An 18,903-nucleotide genomic window follows, 5' to 3' on the forward strand; every position below is an offset into this window, starting at 1 on the left:
CCCTCGCCGACCCGCCCCACCCTGGCCACCCCGCCCCGGCCACCCCGCCCCGGCCACCCCGCCCCGGCCGCCGCGCCCCGGCCGCCCCGCCTCGGCCAGCCCGCCCCGGCCGCCCCGCCCTGGCCGCCCGCCTCGGCCAGCCCGCCCTCGCCGGCCCACCCTGGCCACCCGCCCTGGCCGGCCCGCCTACACGGGCGCGCCGATCTTGCAGTTGTGGCCGTACCTATGTGGTGACATGTCGTGTTTTAGGTGCGGCCAGAACTGCAAGATCGGCGGGCGGATGACGCGCTGGAGGGCCCGTCCAGCGCGTACCGGTAGGAGCTTTGCGAGCAGGGGCGTGGCGGGCGGGGTGTCGGACACGGCGAGTCGGCCCGCGCACGCCGGTCAGATGGCGGGGGCGCGGCCGACCCCGTGCCCGCACCGCGCGGGCGGACCGTCAGCCCAGTGGCAGCAGGTCGAGCAGGTCGCCGAAGGTGCCGCGGTACTTGTCCACCACCGGGCGGACGGCCTGCTGGAACGCGGCGAAGTCGATGTCGTCGTTGATCTGGGCGCCGCTGTCGGCCGCCTGCTTGATGTACTTCTCGGTCTCGGCGGCCCAGAGCTCGCGCTCGCGCTGCTGGGTCTCCCAGCCCGCCTCGACGAACGCGTCCTGGTGCGGCTTGGGCCGGCCGTCGAACCACTTCTTGCTGACCAGCAGCGCGTCGACGCCGAACTGGTGGCGGGTCCACGACCAGAACTTCGCCTCCTCCACGTGCTTGTTGGTCACGTAGAAGATCGGGTTGTTCTCGGCGGCGTCGATCGTGCCCTTCTGCAACGCTCCGTAGATCTCGCCGGTGGCCATCGGCGTCGCCGTGGCGCCGAGAGTGTTGAACGTCTCGATGGCCACGGCGTCCTGCGGCACCCGGATCTTCAGACCCTTGAGGTCGGCCGGCGTGCGGATCGGGCGCTTCTTGTTGTAGACGTTGCGCGCGCCCGAGTCGAAGAACGCCAGCACCTTGAGGTCGTAGTACTCCAGGATGCGGCCGAGCTGCTGGCCCAGACCCCCGACCAGCGCGACGAACAGGTCCTCCTGCTTGGCGAACGAGTACGGCAACGACATGACGCCGAGGCGCTTGTCGAACGCGGTCAGGTTCGCGAACAGCGTCTTCGTCATCGGCAGCGAGCCGTTGTGGACCTGCTCGTTCATCTTGTTGTGGTCGCCGAGCTGGCCGTTCGGGAAGACCTTCACCTCGTAGGCGTCGTCGGTGAGCGCCGCCAGCCGCTCGCCGAAGAACCGCTCGGCCGCGATCTGCGGGTTGGTCTCGTTGACCGTGTCGCCGAGCCGGACCTCCACCCGGTCGCCGCTGCCCACCTCGTCGTCGCCACAGCCGGTGAGCGCACCGGCTCCGGCGGCGAGACCGGTGGTGGCGAGCGACAGGGACAGGAACCGCCGCCTGTTCATTGATCTCCCCCGTGGTACTGGTGTGAAAGCGCCTCACGTATTCCTCATGATCCAGGGCGCCGGCGCAACCCGCCGTCCGGCTCCACCTGGTCGGCCGTTCGCGTCACCGCTGTCTCACGGGGCGTCCCGGTGCCCCGGCGGTAGGCTCCCGCTCGTGCTCAGGGCGGAGGTGTGCGTCGACTCGGTGGCCGGCGCGCTGGCCGCCCAGGAGGCCGGAGCCCACCGGGTGGAACTGTGTTCCGCTCTGGGCACCGGTGGCCTGACGCCGAGCGCCGGGCTCGTCGAGGAGGTGCTCGCCGCGATCGCGCTGCCGGTCCACGTGCTGGTCCGCCCCCGCGAGGGGGACTTCGTCCACGACGCTCACGAGGTGGCGGTGATGGCCCGCGACGTGGGCCTCGCCGTGCGGCTCGGCGCCCACGGCGTCGTGGTGGGCGCGCTCACCCCCGACGGCGACGTCGACCTCGACACGTGCGGAAGGCTGGTGGACGCGGCGGCCGGCCGGCCGGTCACGTTCCACCGCGCCTTCGACCTGGCCCGCGACCCGCTCGACGCGCTCGACGCGGTGCTCGCCCTGGGTGCCGACCGGCTGCTCACCTCCGGCCAGGAGGCGACGGCCCTGGCCGGCGCCCCGCTGATCGCCGCCCTGGTACGTGCCGCCGGCGACCGGCTGACCGTGATGGCCGGCGGCGGCGTCACCGCCGGGAACGTGGCCCGGATCGTGGCGGCCACCGGGGTCCGCGAGATCCACTTCTCCGGCCGGGACCGGGTGGCCAGCGCCGCCCGGTACCGCAACGAGCGGGTGGCCCTGTCCGGCCCGGCCGGCGACTACGAGCGCCGCACCACCAGCCGGGCCGTCATCGAGGCGGTCCTCGCCGCCGCCCGCTGAGGCCGCCTCCGGCAGAGGGAGCCGCCGCCCGCTGAGGCCGCCTCCGGCAGAAGGAGCCGCCGCCCGCCGTTCAGTCGGTGACGAGGCGGACCTCGGTGACCGTCTCCGCCGTGGACGGGATCGACAGCTCCCGCTTGCGGTGGATCGCGTACGTGCCGGGGCCGATGCCGTTGGCGCCGTGTTCGTCGGTGTGGATGAGGAGGGCGGTCTGGCCGTCCGGGACGTGGAGCAGGGCCAGCCGGGGCGGGCCGGCGGTCGACCTGGCCCACCGGACCCCGTCCGAGCCGAAGCCGGCGTGCAGCCAGTGGGTGTTGCCGGTCGCCTCGCCGTGCACCAGGCGCAGGCCCCCGGCCGGCAGCGGGAGCCACTCCACCGTCGCCGGTGCGGCCCGGCGGAACACCAGCAGGTCGCCCTGGGCCTGCGGACCGGCGAGGACGGGGACCTCGGCGTCGGCGGTGAGGTGGTCGGGAACGCTGGTTCCCAGGAGCGCCAGTGCTTCCCGGAACGTCGTCATGTGCGCCTCCGCAGTTTCCGGTACACGCGGGGCGGGCAGCCGTACTGCCACGCCGCCGCCTCGACGGGACAGGTGAAGCGGGCCGGAACGGCCTCGGCGTACCGGCGCGGCTCACCCGACCGGTCGGGGCTGCCGTTGGTCATCACCAGGACCCGCACGGCCTCGCGGGCCGACGGGTCCTCGTACAGGTACAGGGAGTGCGGCTCGTTGCCCGGGTCGGGTGCGGTGCCGACCAGCCGCCAGCCGGCCTCGGCGATGTACCTCGCCCAGCCGATGCGTTCGATGCCCGCGCGGCGGACCTCGCTGTTCGGGTGCCGGTGCACCGCGCTGCCGTGCCAGCCCGACCCGATGAGGTCGGCGGGTACGGCGGTGCCGCGGTAGCGGTGGAGGGCGTAGCCGTCGGACCACGCCATCGCCGGGCCGTCGGCGTCGTGCAATCGGTAGGTGAGCTCGCCGAGCCGCTCGACACTCACCCGGGTCGGCGGTTCGCTCACCACCGTCACGTGGGCGCGCGGCCACCACGGCCCGGCGCGGCTCGCGTCGGCGAACGCCCGCAGCATCGGTTCGTCGGCCGGCGCACCGAGCGGACCCATGCCGGCGATCACCGGGATGAGGACGAGCCGGCCGTCGAGCGCGCCGTCGAACCGGTCGGGTGGCGCGCCGGCGCGGTCGAGGTCGTCGGCGAGCGCGTCGCGGACCCGGGCCAGCGGGTCGTGGTTCTCGTCGAACACCACACCGGGCATGCACAGCGGCCACGGCGCCGCGTCCCACGGCTGGCGCAGGCGCGCCTCGAGGCGCTTCCAGGTGTCGTCGGGCGCGGGCTCCGGGGGCGGCCGGCGGCGGCGGAGGCGGTCGCGGAAGGTCAGGGGCCTCCGGGACGCGCGTGCGCGCAGCGCCCCGGCGACGGCAGTCGCCGACGGGGACGGTGTCCACCGGACGTTGGCGTGCCAGGGCAGCCCCGCCTCCTCATGGCAGCGACGTAGCGCGTCCACTATGGACTGTCGCTCGGCGGCGCTGAGCGGGCGCGGACGCAGCGCGCGCTCGACGGTGGCCCCGATCATGTTTCGTAGTCCCGGTCCGGGGCGTCGGTGACGAGCATGTGGCCCGGCGCGTGGGTGACGGCGAACGGCACGCCCGACGCCACGATGGCCGCCTGCGGGGTGACGCCGCACGCCCAGAACACGGGTACCTCGCCCGGCCGGACCTCCACGGCGTCGCCGAAGTCCGGCCGGCCGAGGTCGTGGACGCCGAGACCGGCCGGGTCTCCGACGTGGACGGGCGCGCCGTGTACGGCGGGATACCGGCCGCTGATGCGCACCGCGTCGGCGACCCGGTCGGCGGCGACGGGCCGCATCGACACGACGAGGTTTCCGTGGAGGCGGCCGGCGGGCCGGCACTCGCGGGCGGTGACGTACATCGGCACGTTGCGGCCCGCGCTGATGTGACGGACCTCGATGCCCGCGGCGAGCAGGCCCGCCTCGAAGGTGAAGCTGCACCCGATGAGGAACGTGACGAGGTCGTCGGCCCAGTCGGCGGTGACGTCCGGGGTCTCGCGGTCGAGCCGCCCGTCTCGCCAGACGCGGTACAGGGGCAGGTCGGTACGCAGGTCGGCGCCCGGCGCGAGGACGGTGGAGGGGGTCTCGCTGACGTCGAGCACCGGGCAGGCACGCGGGTTGCGCTGGGCGAACAGCAGCATGTCGAACGCCCACTCCCGCGGCACGGCGATGAGGTTGGCCTGCACGGCGCCGGGCGCGAGGCCGGCGGTGGGCCTGACCTGCCCGGCACGGAACGCGTGCCGCAGCTCCTCGGGTGTCATGGGCGCCTCCGGTACCTCGGTGCCAATGTGTTGAGCATAAGAATCGTTCAACAAAAGCTCAACCCTCGAGGCGCCGCGAGGATGCGAAGGCGCAGCGGCCGCCTCCCCGCGACGGCGTTTGCGGCCCATCGCCACACGATCCCGGTGACCCACTGACGCGATGCCCCGGGATGCGCCCGCACGACGCCCCGGGATGGACCCGCACGATGCCCCCGGATGGGCTCGCACAACGCCCCGGGGGCGCACCTACGCATGCGCCGGACGCGCTCGCGCGGTGCGCCGGGACGCGCTCGCACCGGTCCTCCAGCCGCGGCCCGCCACCCACCCGCCCGCGGCCCAGCCGCCCAGCCACGCACCCGCCGCGATCTTGGACACTTGTGCATCGAAATCGATGTACAAAATTCCAAGATCTGCCGGCGGGTGCGTGGGGCTGTGGGCCGGAACGGCCGTGGTCGGCGGCTACGCAGCAGCGGGGAAGGCTCCCCGCCGACTGCGCGCGGCCGGGAGCGACCCCGTCACCGGGTGAGCGGCCAGCCGCCCGCGGCCAGGTGCGCCGACACGCGCTCGACGTCTTCCGGGGTGGCCGACTGCAGCACCGACCCGTCGATCATCCGCTCGATGTCGGCCACCGTGATGGGCTCGCCGTCGACGGCCAGGTCGGCGAGCTGCCGCGCGATGCGGCGGATCTCGTCGTCGGTCAGCCTGCGGCGCAGCAGGCCGAGCAGCACGACATAGTCCTGGCGCGGTACGCCGGTCGGATAGCCGGCACGCAGCCACTCCAGCGCCCGCGCGAGGACGTCACTCAACGGTCGGGTACCCGTGCTCGAACGTCAGGTCCAGGCCGAAGCCGCTCGCGACGATGAACGCGATGCCCAGCAGCGCGCCGAGCACCACGACGGCGAAGCACGCGATGCCGACGACCCGGCCGGCCCGGTGCGTCGTCGACGCCATCGCCCGGATCCCGACCGCGAACAGGGCCGGCAGCCCCGCGCCCAGCAGCAGACCGGCGGCCAGCACCTGCCACGCGCCGTCGAGGGCGAACCCCAAGTTGTGCACGGCTCAGACCGCCACGGGTTCGGGCGCGGGCCCGGTCCACTCGTCGTTGACATTGGTGTGGTCGATCGACGCGCGCCGCGACCGCAGCCACATCCCGAGCGCCAGCCCGCACAGGATCGCGAAGACCACGAGCGCGCCGGGCAGGCCGCCGCCGACGAGGTCACCGGCCCACCACATGACCGCGCCCACGACGGCCGCGGCCGGCAGGGTGATCATCCAGGCCGTGACCATCCGGGCCGCGACCCGCCACCGGACCTGCGCACCGGGCCGCCCCACGCCGGAGCCGACGATGGACCCGGTCGCCACGTGGGTGGTCGACAACGCGAACCCGAGGTGGCTCGACGCGAGGATCACGGCCGCCGACGAGCTCTGCGCGGCCATGCCCTGCGGCGAGGAGATCTCGACCAGCCCCTTGCCGAGGGCCCGGATGATCCGCCAGCCACCCAGGTAGGTGCCCAGCGCGATCGCCACCGCGCAGGACACCGTGACCCAGAACGGGATCGACTCCGTGTCGGACCAGTCACCGGCGGCGATCAGCGCCAGCGTGATGACGCCCATCGTCTTCTGCGCGTCGTTCGTGCCGTGTGCCAGCGACACCAGCGAGGCGCTGCCGATCTGGCCCCACCGGAAGCCACGGTCGGCGACGCGGCCGGCCACTCCGGCGGTCACCTTGAACACCAGCCACGTGCCGACCGCCGCCACCACACCGGCGATGACCGGCGACATCACCGCGGGCATCAGCACCTTGCCCACGACGCCGTCGAGCTTGGAGCCGTCGCCCGTCCAGTTGACGCCGGAGACCCCGGGACCGGCGAGCGTCGCGCCGACCAGGCCGCCGAACAGCGCGTGCGACGAGCTCGACGGCAGCCCGAGCAGCCACGTGAGCACGTTCCACAGGATGCCGCCGGCGAGCCCGGCGAGCACGATGAGCAGCAACCCCGCGCCGCCGTCGCCGACGATTTCCTGCTTCGGGGCGCCGTCGGAGCCCTGGATCCGCACGACGGCGTTGGTGACGGTCAGCGCGACCTCGATCGACAGGAACGCGCCGACGAGGTTGAGAACGGCGGACAGCGCCACCGCGACCTTCGGCTTCAGCGCACCGGTCGCGATGGAGGTGGCCATCGCGTTGGCGGTGTCGTGGAAGCCGTTGGTGAAGTCGAAGCCCAGGGCCGTGACGACCACCAGGACCAGCATGACCGTTTCGGTAGTCACACGTCGATGGAACGCCTGCCCGCGGTTCGCGCACCATCGGCGGAAAGGTCACTGCTCGACCGCGAGCACCAGCTTCCCCGTCGTGCGACCGGTCTCGCCCAGCTCGTGCGCCTTGGCGGCCTCGGCCAGCGGCAGCACGGCGTCGACGGTGACAGCCAGCTCACCGCGCTCGACGAGCGCCGCGATCTCCCGCAGCCCCGCGCCGTCGGGCTCGACGAGCATGAACCCGGCGCGCACCCCCAGCGCGGCGGCCGGACCGACCCACCGGTCCTCCGCCGGCGACGGCAGCGACACGAGGATGCCACCGGGACGCAGGACGCGCAGCGACCGCTCCCCGTACTCCCCACCGATCGCGTCGACCACCACGTCGATGTCGCCGACCGCCGACGCGAAGTCGACGGCCGTGTAGTCGATGGGCTCGTCGACGCCGATGCCGCGCAGGAACCCGTGCTTGGCGGCCCGCGCCGTGCCGAGCACGTACGCGCCGCGCGCCTTGGCGATCTGCACGGCGAGGTGGCCGACCCCGCCGGCGGCGGCGTGCACGAGTACCCGCTGTCCGGGCCGCACGTCGGCGGTGTCCACGAGGGCCTGCCACGCGGTCAGGGCGGCGAGGGGCAGCGCGGCGGCCGCGACGTGGTCGATGGTGACGGGCTTGCGGGCGAAGTGCCGCGCGGGCGCGGTGACGTACTCGGCGTAGGCACCGGCCTGGCGGGGGAACCAGGGCATGCCGAAGACCTCGTCGCCGGGGCGGAACAGGGTCACCCCCGCACCGACGGCCTCGACGACGCCGGACACGTCGAATCCCAGGATCGGCGGGTCTCCCCAGAGCCGGAACCCGCCGCTGGCCCGCGCCTTCCAGTCGGTCGGGTTGACCCCGGCGGCGTGGACCCGCACCAGGATCTCGGTCGGCAGGGGCGTCGGACGGGGAACGGTGATCTCGGTCAGCACGTCCGGATCGCCCCAGGTCACCGGACTGATCGCCCGCATCGTGTCGGTCATGCCACGAGCTTCGCGCCACAGGTGATCTCGGACGAGTGGCCTGATCGCCAACATGTGCAAGAATCCGGCCATGAAGCATCGCGTCGTGGTCCTCGCCCTCGACGGCGTCATCCCGTTCGAGCTCGGCATCGCGCCGCGCATCTTCGGCGCCGCACACGACGTCGACGGGAACGCCCTCTACGAGGTGCTCACCTGCACGCTCGACGGGCGGCCGGTCACCACCGACGCGGGCTTCGAGGTCGCCGTGCGCCACGACGCGTCGATCCTGGCGACCGCCGGCACGGTCGTCGTCCCGCCGTCGCACGGGCTCTGCGCCGGAGTGCTGCCGCCGGGTGCCGCCGAGGCCCTGGCGGGCGTGCGTCCCGGAACGCGGCTGGTGTCGATCTGCACCGCCGCCTACGTGTTCGCCGCCGCGGGTCTGCTCGACGGCCGCACCGCCACCACGCACTGGCACGAGGCCACGCACTTCCAGGCGACCTACCCGAACGTGCGGGTCGAGCCCGACGTGCTGTTCGTCGACGACGGCGACATCCTCACCTCGGCGGGCGCGGCCGCGGGCATCGACCTGTGCCTGCACCTCGTGCGGCGCGACCACGGCAGCCAGGCCGCCAACCGGGTCGCCCGCCGCTGCGTGGTGCCGCCGTGGCGCGAGGGCGGCCAGGCGCAGTACATCAGGACGCCCGTGCCGGTGGCGGCGGACACCGGCACCGCGCCCACGCGCGAGTGGGCGCTCCAGCGCCTCGGCGAACCGTTGCAGCTGGCCGATCTCGCCGCACACGCCCGCATGAGCGTGCGCACGTTCACCCGCCGCTTCCGCGACGAGGTCGGCATGACCCCCGGCCAGTGGCTCATCCGCCAGCGCGTCGAGCACGCCCGCCAGCTGCTGGAGTCGAGCGATCTGCCGATCGACCGCATCGCGACGGTCGCCGGCTTCGGCACGGCCGCCTCGATGCGGCAGCATCTCGGCGTCACGCTGGGCGTCTCGCCGTCGGCCTACCGGCGCACGTTCCGGGCCGCGTGACCGTCCATGGTGGACGCACGTGAGCAGGCGACGGCGACGCACAGCGGCCAGAGAGCCTGCGCCGCCGCCAGCACCCGTTCGCTCAGCCCGACCCGGTCGCCGTCGGAGAACAGTTCGTAGCCGAACCACGCCAGCAGCACGGACAGCACGACCGTCGCGGCGAAGGAACGCCGCGCCAGCGCGGGCCACACCGTCAACGCGCCGAACGCGACGAGCGCGGCCACGGCGTGCGGCGCCGACGATCCGGTGCGCGGCAACGGGAACGCCGCCACCAGCAGTGTGGCGACGCCACCGACGGCGAGCAGCACCCGGCCGGCGACCGCGACGGGTCGCAGCCCGAGCGCGGTGACCACGTGGCACACGCCGACCCCGACCAGCGCGACGGTCATCACCCACCGGTCGGTGGCGGCGTGCCCGGCCAGCGCGCTGATCGTGTCGCGGGTGGCGTCGTAGCCGGCCGGCTGCAGGTGCGCGGCCAGCGTGAAGCCGCCGATCAGGAGCACCGGGGCCAGACCGGACGACAGCAGCACCCACCACCGCACCGGCACACCGTACGCGAGCGTCAGGGCTCCGCGGGACGGTTCAGCGTGTGCACCGCGAGCACCGTCGGCGCCGCCACCAGCATGGCCACCAGGGGGATGGCGACGCCGGAGTCGTTCGTGGCGAACGCGATCCAGGCCATCGCCACCGCCGACAGCAGCGCCGGACGCAGCCACGGCGCGTGGGCGTAGAACGCGGCGGGCGCCCGCACCAGCCAGACCGACACGGCCACCGTGAGCACCAGCGCCGCGATCGTGTGCGGGCCGCTGAACAGCAGGTCGAGGTTCGCGTCGAGCTTGCGCAGCACGGTCGCGGCCGCGGACCCGTCACCGAGACCGGCGACGAACCGGCCGAAGTGGCTGCGCGACTCCGGCGGGCGCGACGCGTCGAGCACCCCGATCCCGACCGCCGCGGCGGCACCGGCCGCGCCGGCCAGCAGCAGCCGCACCGGCCGCAGGGCGGCACCGGCGGTCAGCAGGGCCAGCACCGCGAACGCCGGCGCGAGCGTCAGCACCCCGCCGAAGTCGGCGCCCCAGCCCGGCGCCCCGTCGACCGCCAGGGCCACCGCCCCGGCCGCCACGACGACCACGGCACCGGCCCGGCGGCGGCGCAGCGCGCCGGCGGCCGCGGCGGCGGCGAGCAGCGACGCGGTGGCGAACACGGCGAACGCCAGGTTGCCGAAGCCCGCGAACCGCCCGGCCACCAACGGGTTGTAGCCGAGCATGCTGTTGATCTGCAGCGTCCCGCCGGTCACCGCGTCGACCGTGAGCACGCCCGCGGTGACAGCCGCGACCATCAGCCCGGGGCGCGCCCGCCACGGACCGACCAGCGCGACAGCGGCGATCAGCCCGGCCGCGACGAGCGTCGCGGCGCCGGCGGCGACCATCGGGTACGGCGCGCGCCACCAGGGCACCAGGTTCGCGAGGAACGTGCCCGCCGGAGCGGCGGCCAGCAGCAGGGCCGCGCGGCCGGCCGCGGTACCCGGTTCGCCGCCGCGGCGGCGCACGAGCGCGTAGGTGCCGAACACCAGCAGCAGGAGCACGCCGTACCAGGCGAAGAACGGCGCGACGGCGGCCCGCTGCGCGCCGGCGGCGCGGTCGAGGTCGACGAGGGCGTGGACGGTATCGTCCACTGTGGATGGCCGGCCCGGACCACCGCCGTCGACCGGCAGGCCGGCGACGCCAGCGGGGACCTCGCGGCCGAGCAGCGTCAACACGGTCGGCGTGACGTCGCTCAGCTGGACGTAGGGGGTCCGCCGGGTGCTCGGCGACCGCAGCCAGCCGGCCTCCACGCCCGGACCGTCGAGAGCGGCCAGGTGCAGCCGGGGCGCGGGGTCGCCGGCGCTGCCCGCCACTCCGAGCACCAGCAGCGTGCTCCCGGACGGACGGGCCGCGACGATCGTGCCGAGCGCCCGGTCGACCTCGGCCAGCCGGCCGGCGCGGTCGGCCGCACCGGTGGGTCCGCCGGGCAGCGACCCGAGGTCGACCATCGTGAGCGGGCAGCCCGCGAACAGCGGACGCGGGTCGGCCGGCAGCGCCGGCACGTACCGGTCGACGATGCCGGCCCGGTCGGCCACCGCGAGCGCGGCTCCCGGTCCGACCGCGCCGGCGCACGGCACCGCGTCGCCGAGCGTGCCGGGACGCGCGCCGAACCGCAGGCCCGCGTTGAGCCGGCCGAACCGCGGCAGGTCGGGCACCCACGCGGTGACGCCGTCGGGAACGTCGTCGGCCTCGTGGTCGGCCTCGTGGTCGGCGACCGCGACCGGCGGCGGATGCCGGCCGACGCAGCCGGCCCCGTAGGGCTCGGCGACCGCCGCGTACCCGCCGGCGCCGAGGGTCAGCCAGCCCTCGCCCGGGCAGGTGACCTGCGGCGGCGCCGGCGCCGAGCGGACCGACAGGGCGCCGACCGCCCCACCGTCCACAATGGAGGCCAGGGTGGGCGTGGCGGTGGTCGACACGTCCGACCACCGCAGGCCCGCCACCCCGACGACGATCACCTGTCCCGACGCCTCGACCGTCGCCGATGCCGGCTGCGGAAGCGCCACCCCGGCGACGCTCGCGGCGGCAACCACGGCCAGTGCCCATCCCCGCATCCATCGACGGTAGGAGTCCCTGGCTATCCGTCCGGACACCCGACGGCATCGGTACGGCCACGACGGTCACGCTTCGGCCACGGCCCGCCCCCTGATCGGCGCGCGGCGCCACCACGTCAGGCAGCGCCAGGCCCACTCCGCGGGCCCGTACCGGAACGAGCGCAGCCACAGCGCGCTCCACACCGCCTGCACCACGAGGATGGCGACGGTCAGGCCGACGATCGCCGGCAGGTCGGCCGGGTCGTCGATGCCGAGCAGCGGCCCGAACACGAGGAACAGCACCGTCGCGCTGAGATAGTTCGTCAACGCCATGCGGCCCATCGGTGACAGCACCGCCGACAGGGCGGGTCCGACCGGCGTGCGCAGCAGCAGGAGCAGCCCGCAGCAGTAGGCGAGACCGGTGACGATGCCGGCCAGCGGGGGGATCAGGCTCACGCCGCCGCCCGGTCCACCGACGACGTTCACGACCGGCAGGTCCGCGCCGCCCGCCTCGAGCGCGATGTACGCGGCGGCCAGCGCGCCGAACACGACGAACGCGACAGCGACCCGGCCGGTGCGGCGTTCCAGCGCGGCCGGCACGTCGAGCATCGCCAGCGCGTAGCCGAGCGCGAGCAGTCCCGGAATCGGCCCGTAGCCGACGATGAGCTGCGACCCGACCACGAGCAGCACGACCGACACGACGAACGCGACCCGCCCGCCGAAGAAGCTCAACGGGATCAGCACGAGCAGCCCGGCCAGCGCGTACGCGGTCAGCGCCTCACCGGGGTGCACCACGAAGTGGAGGGCACCGATGAGCAGCAGCCAGCCGAGGCGGCGGGCCAGCACCACGCGCGGCCGGTCGGCGCGCAGCGCCGCGCGGCGCAGGAAGATGCCGAAGCCGATGCCGAACAGGATCGAGAAGATCGGGTAGAACCGTTCGTAGAACAGCAGTTGCACGGCTTCGGGCATCTTCGGCGCGCTGCCGGCGGCATCGCCGCGGAACACCACCTGTTGATAGATGTTGATGATCAGGATGCCGCACAGGGCGAACCCGCGCAGCGTGTCGAGGGCGTGGATGCGCGGGCCGGCGGTCGACACATCGGTCTCGGGGGTTCGCACGGTTTGCGTCATCCATCGATCCCACCGCGCGGCGGCGCGGCGTGGTCAGCGGTGAAGGTCGCGACCGCCACCTACTTTCGTCGCATGGTCGCGGTCGGTTCGTCGGGACCCGCCGCGCACGCCGAGCCGAAACCCGGTGCCGCGGTTACCCTGCACATATGTCTCGCAGCCGGGTTCTGCCGGTGGCCGTCGACGTGTCGCTGGCGGTGGTCGCCGCGGTGATCGGCAGCCTGCTGGCGCTGGCCGACCCGAACCTCGACACCAGGCACGTCGCCGCGCCGACCTGGGTCTTCGTGGCCGCCCAGGCCGGCGCCGCGGCGATGCTCCTGGTGCGGCGCCGGCACCCCTACACGGCCGCGCTCACCATCGCCGCGGTCAGCCTGTTCGCGCCGGCGTGGGCCGCGTTCCTGGTCCCCTACGCGGTGACCGCGTACGGCGCGGGACGGCGTTCGCGGCAGTGGACGGCGATCGGGCTGCTGGCGGTGGCGTTCCTGGTGGGAATGCAGGCCTGGGAGGTCGACGACCCGTTCACGTCGCCGGCCATCATCTTCGTGTCGGGCCTGCTCGGCATGTACTTCAACGCCCGGCGCAGCCTGGTGGCCGAGCTCACCGACCGGGCCGAGCGGGCCGAACGCGAGCGGCTGCTGCTGGCCGAGCAGGCCCGCGCCGACGAGCGGATCCGGCTCGCGGGCGAGATGCACGACGTGGTCACCCACCGCATCAACCTGATGGTGCTGCAGGCGGGCGCGTTGCGGGTCAGCAGCACCGACCCGGCCGCGCGCACGGCGGCCGAGGAGCTGCGGGTGGCCGGCTGCCAGGCCCTCGCGGAGCTGCGTGATCTCGTCGGTGTGCTGAGAACGGGTGACGGGACGCCCACCAGCTCCGCCGATCCCGCCACCGCGCCCGGGCTGGAGTCCCTCGTCGACGACTCGCGCGCCGTCGGGCTGCCGGTGGAGCTGGCCGAGGACGGCGACCCCGACGTGGTCGCGCCGACCGTGCGGCGCACGCTCTTCCGCGTGGTGCAGGAGTCGCTGACCAACGTGCACAAGCACGCGCCGGGTGCCGACGCCACCGTGTCCGTCCACTATGGACGCGAGAACGTGCGGGCGGTGGTCTCCAACACTCCCCCGCGCCGGACCCCCGACGCCGACCTGACCGCCGCCGGCGGCGGCAGCGGGCTGGCCGGGCTGCGCCACCGCGTCGAGGTGGTGGGCGGCTCGTTGACGGCCGGGTCCACATCGGACGGTGGGTTCACCGTCAAGGCCACCCTCCCCCTGTACGTGCCGACGGCGGCGCGGCGGTGAACCCGGTGGTGGTCAGGATCCTCGTCGTCGACGACGAACGCATGGTGTGCGCGCACCTGACCACGATCCTGTCGGCCGCGGAGGGCATCGAGGTGGTGGGCTCGGCCTACGACGGCGCCGAGGCGGTCGAGGCCGTGTGGCGCCTTCGGCCCGACGTCGTGCTGATGGACCTGCGCATGCCCGGCGTCGACGGGCTCACCGCGATCGAGCGCATCGCGACCGCGCCGGCGCCGCCGCGGGTGGTCGCGCTGACGACGTTCGACCTCGACGAGTACGTGCTGCGCGCGCTGCGGGCCGGCGCGGTCGGGTTCCTGCTGAAGTCGACGTCGCCCGAGGACCTGGTCGACCTGGTGCGGGTGGCCGCCGCCGGTCACACGGTGCTGTCGGCGGTGCCGGCGCGGCGGCTGGTGAGCAACACCGCCGACGCCGGACGCGCCCGCGACCTCGTCGGCTCGCTGACCGAGCGCGAGGTCGAGGTGCTGGAGAGCCTCGGTGCCGGCCGGTCGAACCAGCAGATCGCGCGCCGTCTGCACCTGTCGGAGGCGACGGTGAAGGGCTACGTGTCGCGGCTGCTGGTCAAGTTGGGCTGTGACAACCGCACCGAGGCCGCGCTGCTCGCCCGCGACGCGGGTCTCCGGTCACCCGGTCAGCGGTAGCGCCTTCGCGAACGCGGTGACAGCGGCCGTGGCCGTGGCGTAGGACGTGCCGCGGGGGTGCACGGTGAGCACCACGACGATGCTGCGGTCGTTCGGGCCCACGATCCCCGTGGTGTGCAGCGCCTCGCCCGTCCAATCGACCGGTGCGGCCCCGACCGGAGCCGCCGCCTCGACCGCGAGCGCGGCGGGCGTCGCGCTGCGGCAGGTCTTCGGTGCGGCGGCGAACTCGTACCAGCCCTGCTTCGCGGCCCACGGCTGGCCGGCGAACGCGGTCGGGATCCCGAAGGACTGGTCGTAGCCGTCGGTGCCGCAGCGGGTGAACGTACCCGTGCGCAGCCTTCCGACGACGTACTGCCCGATGTGCGGCGGCGCCTCGTCGAGCAGGTACCGGTAGACGCGCACCAGGTGCGCCGCGCTCACCTCGGTGGAGCCCCACCCGGTGCGGGGCGCGGTCGGCGGGACGACGTCGATGCCGAGAAGCGCGTTCATCCGCGCGATGACGGCCGTGCGCCCGCCCAGGGTGTAGAAGTGGCTCGCGGCGGCGTCGTCGCTGCGGCTGAGCATGATGTCCAGGCGCGGCTTGTCGGCGGCCGGAATGGTCCGGTGGGTCAGCAGGTAGTCGACCGCGATGAGCAGCTTGACCAGCGAGGCCGAGCGGAACCGCTGGTCGGCGTTGTGCCGCACGGTGAACGCCGCGGCCTGCCGGTCGTAGACCGCGACCCCGGCGGTGAATCCGGAGGGCACGGCGACGGTCCGCGTGGTGGGCGTGGCACTGGTGGTCGCGACGGCGCTCGGGGTCACCACCTCGGTGGCGCCCGGAACGGAGACCTCGGCGCGGGCCGGCGTGGGGTCGTCGCCGGTGCCGGAGCAGCCGGCCAGGGCCACCGCCACCGCCAGACAGACGAGACCGACGATGGCCGCCGGTCCGATGCGGGTCATGAGCACCTCCGTTCGGGCGGCATTTGTCCGTTTTGAACAACGGACGACCCGTTCGCCGGGACACTGGCCACCGGGAGATCCGCAACGCACGGGGGTACGGAGATGGATCGTCGGGGGTTCCTGACCGCGGCCGCGGTGGTGGCCGGTGGCGTCGCCCTGTCCGGTGAGGCCGCCGCGGCGGCACCGCGGGACGAGGCGGCCACGACGCCGCGCCGGCGCGGGCCGGCGCTGCTCTGGGAGGAGGAGGGCGGCTTCGTGCCGGCCGGCTACCTGGCCCTGCGTCCGCCCAAACTCGCCGTCTACGGCGACGGGCTCGCGGTCGCCGACGCGGCCCGCTCCGTCCGGCTGCGCCAGGGCCGCCTCGACGACCTCCTCGACTTCGCCGTCGACGTGCTGAGCAACCGGGCCAACGGCGTCAAGCGGCCCGGGACCCCGGTGGTCGCCGACGTGCCGACCACGAAGTTCACCGCCCGCCGCTTCCGCACGTGGAGCATCGCCGCCGAGGCGCTGGAGGTGCTGCGCGAACACCGCGCGTACCCGCGTCCCCTCTACGACCTTCTCGACCGCTGCACCGGGCTGCGCGACCAGGCCCTGCGCTCGGGCCGGCCCTTCGCCCCGGACGCCGTGCGGCTGGTGGTCGTGCGGGTGGCGCAGCCGCCGGCCACGCCGGTGCGGCCGTGGCCGGAGCGCGTGCCGCTGCTGGTCCCCGGTCCCAACATGGTCTCCCGCACGACGGACCTCTACGGGCGCGCGGCCCGGGCCGCCGCCCGCGACATCCCGCACCGCGACGCGTGGTCGTTCACGACGTTCCGCACCCGCGACGCCCGGTTCGTGGCGGCGGGCTGGCGCCGGCTGCTCCCCCACGAGCAGGACTGAACACTCCTGCCAGGCTCCCCGGCGATCTTGGACAGTTGTCCATCGAATACGGTGCACAAGTGTCCAAGATCGGGTCCTGGCGGGCCGGCCGGTCCGGCAAGCCTGAGGCGGGTGGGTCGCGACCGGGGGCTCACTGCGGTAGTGCGCCGCCGGCCCACACGATCAGCATGCCGGCCGCGGCGGCGCCCAGCAGCGTCAGCACCGGGCCGCGACGCAGCGCGAGCATCAGAACGGCCGCGCCCGCCAGGATCGCGTACTGCCACGGCTCGCCGAGGGCGAGCGCCAGCGGCACCGCGGACCCGAGGATCGCCCCGATCGCGGCCGGCCCGGCGCCGTCGAGGAACGCGCGGACGCCACGGTTGCCGCGCAGCCGGTCGAAGCGGTCGGCGCCGAACAGGATGAACGCGAACGACGGGCCGAACGCCACCGCCGACGCCAGCAGCCCGCCGCCGAGGCCGGCCGCGGCGTAGCCGACGACCGCGATCGTCTGCACCACCGGGCCCGGGGTGATCTGGCCGAGCGCGACCGCGTTGAGGAACTGCGCGTCGGTCATCCAGTGGTGCTGGTCGACCGCGTCGGCGCGCATCAGCGGGATGATGACGAACCCGCCGCCGTACGACAACGCGCCCACCTTCAGGGCCAGCAGCGTCAGCGGCAGCAGCGCACCGGCGCCGAGTCCGGCCGCGGCCAGCGTCGGCAGGTGCGGTGCGGGTCCGCGCGGGGTCGTCGGGACCCGCTGAGCGAGCGTCTCGACCACGCCGCACCCGACGAGCAGCAGCACCAGCCACGGACCGACGGTCGCCGCCGCGACCGCCCCCACGGCCAGGTACGCCGCCCACCGCGCGCGGCTGCTCCGCTCGGGCGCGCGCCGCCAGCCCGGCGGAACCAGGGCGGCACCGGCGTGCACGGCGACGGCGGCCACGGCCGCGCCCGCGCCGGCACCGGCCGCCTTCACCGCGGTCGGCGGGTCACCCCGGAGGAACAGCACGGCCAACGCGAGGATGACGACCAGACCGGGAACGATGAACGCCGCTCCACCCACCAGGGCACCGGCCCGACCCCGCACCCGCCAGGCGCAGAAGATCGCCAGCTGGGTCGACGCCGGCCCGGGAAGCAGGTTGCAGGCGGCGATCGCGTCCTCGAACTCCCGCGCGTCGAGCCACTTGCGGTCGTCGACGCAGAGCTTGCGGAACAGCGCGATGTGCGCCGGTGGACCACCGAAGCCGACGCAGCCGATCCGGCCCCACTCGACCAGGATCGTCCGCAGGCTCTCCACTCAGGCGCCGGCGGGCTGGAACAGCTCGACAGGGTTGCCGGCCGGGTCGTCCAGGACGATCTGCCGCCCGCCCGGCCCGCTGACCACGTCGCTGCGGAACGCGACGCCACCGGCCCGCAGCCGGGCGACCTCGGCGTCGATGTCGTCGACCAGGAGGTGGATGCGGTTCCAGCCGCCCGGGTGCGGCGTGCGGCCGTCGGGCATCGCCCGTCCCGCCGAGCTCGACGGGCCGCTGAGCAGCAGCCGCAGGTTGCCGCGCAGCACGTCGGCGAACGCGGGCGGGAAGCTGGTGTTCGTCGTGAACCCCAGGTGCGTGGTGTAGAAGTCGATCGCCGCCTGGACGTCGTCGACCAGGTAGCGGACGTGGACGGTGTTGTCGGTCATGACCTCTCGCCTTCTCGGGTGGCTTCCCGGTTCGCTTTCCGGTTCGCTTTCCGGTTCGCGGCGATCGCGTGCAGCAGGAAGCCGATCCTGTCGTCGAGCTCGGCGGCGACGCGGTCGAACGCGCCGCGCCCGCCCGGGTCGGCGGCCGGGTCGGGGATGCTCCAGTGCGCGGTCGCCGGGTGACCCGGGAACTCCGGGCACACCTCGCGCACGCGGTCGCACAGCGTGATCACGTGGTCGAAGCGGTCGCCGGCGAACTCGTCGAGGTGCTTCGGGCGGGCGCCGGACAGGTCGATGCCGTACCCGTCCATCGCCGCTACCGCGTCGGGGTGCAGCGCCCTGGGCCGGCTGCCGGCGCTGAACGTGCGCACGACCCCGTCGGACCGCCGGCGCAGCAACGCCTCGGCCATCTGCGACCGGGAGCTGTTGCCGGTGCACAGGAACAGCACGCGCACCGCCGGCACCGCCGCCGCTGCCGGCGCGGGCGCGAGCCGCAGGCCGGGGTGCAGGGCGCCGCCGGCCTGTGCCAGCAGGTGCCCGCACCGGCCGAGATCGAGCCGGTAGTAGATGTCGCGGCCGTCGGCGGAGCTGCGCCGGGTGCGTACCAGGTCGGCCTTGCGCAACAGGCCGAGGTGGTACGACACGAGGCTCTGCTGCTGTCCGAGCAGGGCGGTGAGCTCGTGCACCTGCCGGTCGCTGCGGGCCAGCTCACCGAGCAGCCGCCACCGCACCGGATGCCCGGCGGCCTGGATGAACGGCGGTGGTCCCACGCCCGCCAGAATACATCAAACTG

The 18,903-nt window shown here is 74.5% G+C and carries 20 protein-coding genes; 5 read left to right on the forward strand and 15 right to left on the reverse strand.

Translation table 11 applies throughout. The annotated features are described in order from the left end of the window. Positions 1–436: 436 nt before the first annotated feature. Positions 437–1,441, reverse strand: coding sequence for a TRAP transporter substrate-binding protein (locus tag Voc01_RS42480; RefSeq protein WP_203933406.1), 1,005 nt, complete (start codon positions 1,439–1,441; stop codon positions 437–439). Between the two features lie 154 nt (positions 1,442–1,595). Here Voc01_RS42480 and Voc01_RS42485 point away from each other — a divergent pair, with 154 nt between their 5' ends. Then, entirely contained in the window at positions 1,596–2,327 is a 732-nt protein-coding gene (locus tag Voc01_RS42485) for a copper homeostasis protein CutC (protein ID WP_203933407.1), read from the forward strand. 70 nt (positions 2,328–2,397) lie between these two features. Here Voc01_RS42485 and Voc01_RS42490 read toward each other — a convergent pair whose 3' ends face one another. The 7 genes from Voc01_RS42490 to Voc01_RS42520 all read right to left on the reverse strand — a co-directional run bounded on the left by Voc01_RS42490 (position 2,398) and on the right by Voc01_RS42520 (position 7,924). Continuing rightward, complete coding sequence (locus Voc01_RS42490; protein WP_203933408.1) at positions 2,398–2,841, reverse strand: DUF8820 family protein; 444 nt, start codon at positions 2,839–2,841, stop codon at positions 2,398–2,400. Continuing rightward, positions 2,838–3,902 carry a DUF6745 domain-containing protein gene (locus tag Voc01_RS42495; protein WP_203933409.1) on the reverse strand — a complete coding sequence of 355 codons (1,065 nt, stop codon included), beginning with the start codon at positions 3,900–3,902 and terminating at the stop codon, positions 2,838–2,840. The genes Voc01_RS42490 and Voc01_RS42495 overlap by 4 nt, the downstream gene beginning before the upstream one ends. After that, a complete protein-coding gene (locus Voc01_RS42500; protein ID WP_203933410.1) occupies positions 3,899–4,657 on the reverse strand; it encodes a putative hydro-lyase in 759 nt (252 codons plus the stop codon). Before Voc01_RS42500 ends, Voc01_RS42495 begins: the two co-directional genes overlap by 4 nt. Positions 4,658–5,172: 515 nt before the next feature. Then, on the reverse strand, positions 5,173–5,463 hold the full coding sequence (locus tag Voc01_RS42505) for a DUF3349 domain-containing protein (protein WP_203933411.1): 291 nt from the start codon (positions 5,461–5,463) through the stop codon (positions 5,173–5,175). Beyond that, the gene (locus Voc01_RS42510) at positions 5,456–5,713 is read right to left on the reverse strand and encodes a hypothetical protein (RefSeq protein ID WP_203933412.1); all 258 of its coding nucleotides are present in this window, start codon (positions 5,711–5,713) and stop codon (positions 5,456–5,458) included. Before Voc01_RS42510 ends, Voc01_RS42505 begins: the two co-directional genes overlap by 8 nt. A 3-nt stretch (positions 5,714–5,716) precedes the next feature. Then, positions 5,717–6,925 (reverse strand): inorganic phosphate transporter, encoded by a 1,209-nt coding sequence (locus tag Voc01_RS42515; protein ID WP_239160897.1) that lies wholly within the window; start codon positions 6,923–6,925, stop codon positions 5,717–5,719. Between the two features lie 48 nt (positions 6,926–6,973). Further along, positions 6,974–7,924 carry an NADP-dependent oxidoreductase gene (locus Voc01_RS42520; RefSeq protein ID WP_239160898.1) on the reverse strand — a complete coding sequence of 317 codons (951 nt, stop codon included), beginning with the start codon at positions 7,922–7,924 and terminating at the stop codon, positions 6,974–6,976. Between the two features lie 70 nt (positions 7,925–7,994). Between Voc01_RS42520 and Voc01_RS42525 the strand changes: the two genes are divergently transcribed. Next, complete coding sequence (locus tag Voc01_RS42525) at positions 7,995–8,945, forward strand: GlxA family transcriptional regulator (RefSeq protein WP_239160899.1); 951 nt, start codon at positions 7,995–7,997, stop codon at positions 8,943–8,945. On the opposite strand, the gene Voc01_RS42530 is transcribed toward Voc01_RS42525, so the two are convergent. From Voc01_RS42530 to Voc01_RS42540, 3 genes are all read right to left on the reverse strand, one after another. Next, positions 8,918–9,487, reverse strand: a complete 570-nt coding sequence (locus Voc01_RS42530; RefSeq protein WP_203933414.1) for a DUF998 domain-containing protein — start codon at positions 9,485–9,487, stop codon at positions 8,918–8,920. The genes Voc01_RS42525 and Voc01_RS42530 overlap by 28 nt on opposite strands. Positions 9,488–9,507: 20 nt before the next feature. Further along, positions 9,508–11,577 (reverse strand): hypothetical protein, encoded by a 2,070-nt coding sequence (locus Voc01_RS42535; protein WP_203933415.1) that lies wholly within the window; start codon positions 11,575–11,577, stop codon positions 9,508–9,510. A gap of 66 nt (positions 11,578–11,643) precedes the next feature. After that, entirely contained in the window at positions 11,644–12,687 is a 1,044-nt protein-coding gene (locus Voc01_RS42540; RefSeq protein ID WP_203933416.1) for a DUF418 domain-containing protein, read from the reverse strand. 146 nt (positions 12,688–12,833) lie between these two features. Here Voc01_RS42540 and Voc01_RS42545 point away from each other — a divergent pair, with 146 nt between their 5' ends. Together Voc01_RS42545 and Voc01_RS42550 are read left to right on the forward strand one after the other, a co-directional pair. Next, a complete protein-coding gene (locus tag Voc01_RS42545; RefSeq protein WP_203933417.1) occupies positions 12,834–13,979 on the forward strand; it encodes a sensor histidine kinase in 1,146 nt (381 codons plus the stop codon). 8 nt (positions 13,980–13,987) lie between these two features. Then, entirely contained in the window at positions 13,988–14,635 is a 648-nt protein-coding gene (locus tag Voc01_RS42550; protein WP_203933467.1) for a response regulator, read from the forward strand. Here Voc01_RS42550 and Voc01_RS42555 read toward each other — a convergent pair. Next, on the reverse strand, positions 14,618–15,574 hold the full coding sequence (locus Voc01_RS42555; protein WP_203933418.1) for a hypothetical protein: 957 nt from the start codon (positions 15,572–15,574) through the stop codon (positions 14,618–14,620). The genes Voc01_RS42550 and Voc01_RS42555 overlap by 18 nt on opposite strands. A gap of 102 nt (positions 15,575–15,676) precedes the next feature. Between Voc01_RS42555 and Voc01_RS42560 the strand changes: the two genes are divergently transcribed. Next, the gene (locus Voc01_RS42560) at positions 15,677–16,450 is read left to right on the forward strand and encodes a hypothetical protein (protein ID WP_203933419.1); all 774 of its coding nucleotides are present in this window, start codon (positions 15,677–15,679) and stop codon (positions 16,448–16,450) included. A 130-nt stretch (positions 16,451–16,580) separates the two neighbouring features. Here Voc01_RS42560 and chrA read toward each other — a convergent pair whose 3' ends face one another. From chrA to Voc01_RS42575, 3 genes are read right to left on the reverse strand one after another with little or no spacing between them, the layout of a single operon-like run. Then, positions 16,581–17,726: a chromate efflux transporter gene (chrA, locus tag Voc01_RS42565; RefSeq protein ID WP_203933420.1), complete on the reverse strand. Its 1,146-nt coding sequence runs from the start codon at positions 17,724–17,726 to the stop codon at positions 16,581–16,583. Then, positions 17,727–18,110 carry a VOC family protein gene (locus tag Voc01_RS42570; RefSeq protein ID WP_203933421.1) on the reverse strand — a complete coding sequence of 128 codons (384 nt, stop codon included), beginning with the start codon at positions 18,108–18,110 and terminating at the stop codon, positions 17,727–17,729. It abuts the gene before it with no gap. After that, the gene (locus Voc01_RS42575) at positions 18,107–18,880 is read right to left on the reverse strand and encodes a metalloregulator ArsR/SmtB family transcription factor (RefSeq protein ID WP_239160900.1); all 774 of its coding nucleotides are present in this window, start codon (positions 18,878–18,880) and stop codon (positions 18,107–18,109) included. The genes Voc01_RS42570 and Voc01_RS42575 overlap by 4 nt, the downstream gene beginning before the upstream one ends. Between the last annotated feature and the right edge of the window lie 23 nt (positions 18,881–18,903).

It is taken from the genome of Virgisporangium ochraceum, from assembly GCF_016863655.1.
Lineage (GTDB): Bacteria > Actinomycetota > Actinomycetes > Mycobacteriales > Micromonosporaceae > Virgisporangium > Virgisporangium ochraceum.

What these genes read in the sequence shown, in the direction of transcription:
- Voc01_RS42540 (WP_203933416.1), bottom strand. Translation starts at nt 12,687, where the DNA reads ATGACGCAAACCGTGCGAACCCCCGAGACCGATGTGTCGACCGCCGGC.
- Voc01_RS42570 (WP_203933421.1), bottom strand. Translation starts at nt 18,110, where the DNA reads ATGACCGACAACACCGTCCACGTCCGCTACCTGGTCGACGACGTCCAG.
- Voc01_RS42545 (WP_203933417.1), top strand. Translation starts at nt 12,834, where the DNA reads ATGTCTCGCAGCCGGGTTCTGCCGGTGGCCGTCGACGTGTCGCTGGCG.
- Voc01_RS42535 (WP_203933415.1), bottom strand. Translation starts at nt 11,577, where the DNA reads ATGCGGGGATGGGCACTGGCCGTGGTTGCCGCCGCGAGCGTCGCCGGG.
- Voc01_RS42490 (WP_203933408.1), bottom strand. Translation starts at nt 2,841, where the DNA reads ATGACGACGTTCCGGGAAGCACTGGCGCTCCTGGGAACCAGCGTTCCC.
- Voc01_RS42495 (WP_203933409.1), bottom strand. Translation starts at nt 3,902, where the DNA reads ATGATCGGGGCCACCGTCGAGCGCGCGCTGCGTCCGCGCCCGCTCAGC.
- Voc01_RS42555 (WP_203933418.1), bottom strand. Translation starts at nt 15,574, where the DNA reads ATGACCCGCATCGGACCGGCGGCCATCGTCGGTCTCGTCTGTCTGGCG.
- Voc01_RS42500 (WP_203933410.1), bottom strand. Translation starts at nt 4,657, where the DNA reads ATGACACCCGAGGAGCTGCGGCACGCGTTCCGTGCCGGGCAGGTCAGG.
- Voc01_RS42525 (WP_239160899.1), top strand. Translation starts at nt 7,995, where the DNA reads ATGAAGCATCGCGTCGTGGTCCTCGCCCTCGACGGCGTCATCCCGTTC.
- Voc01_RS42480 (WP_203933406.1), bottom strand. Translation starts at nt 1,441, where the DNA reads ATGAACAGGCGGCGGTTCCTGTCCCTGTCGCTCGCCACCACCGGTCTC.
- Voc01_RS42560 (WP_203933419.1), top strand. Translation starts at nt 15,677, where the DNA reads ATGGATCGTCGGGGGTTCCTGACCGCGGCCGCGGTGGTGGCCGGTGGC.
- Voc01_RS42520 (WP_239160898.1), bottom strand. Translation starts at nt 7,924, where the DNA reads ATGACCGACACGATGCGGGCGATCAGTCCGGTGACCTGGGGCGATCCG.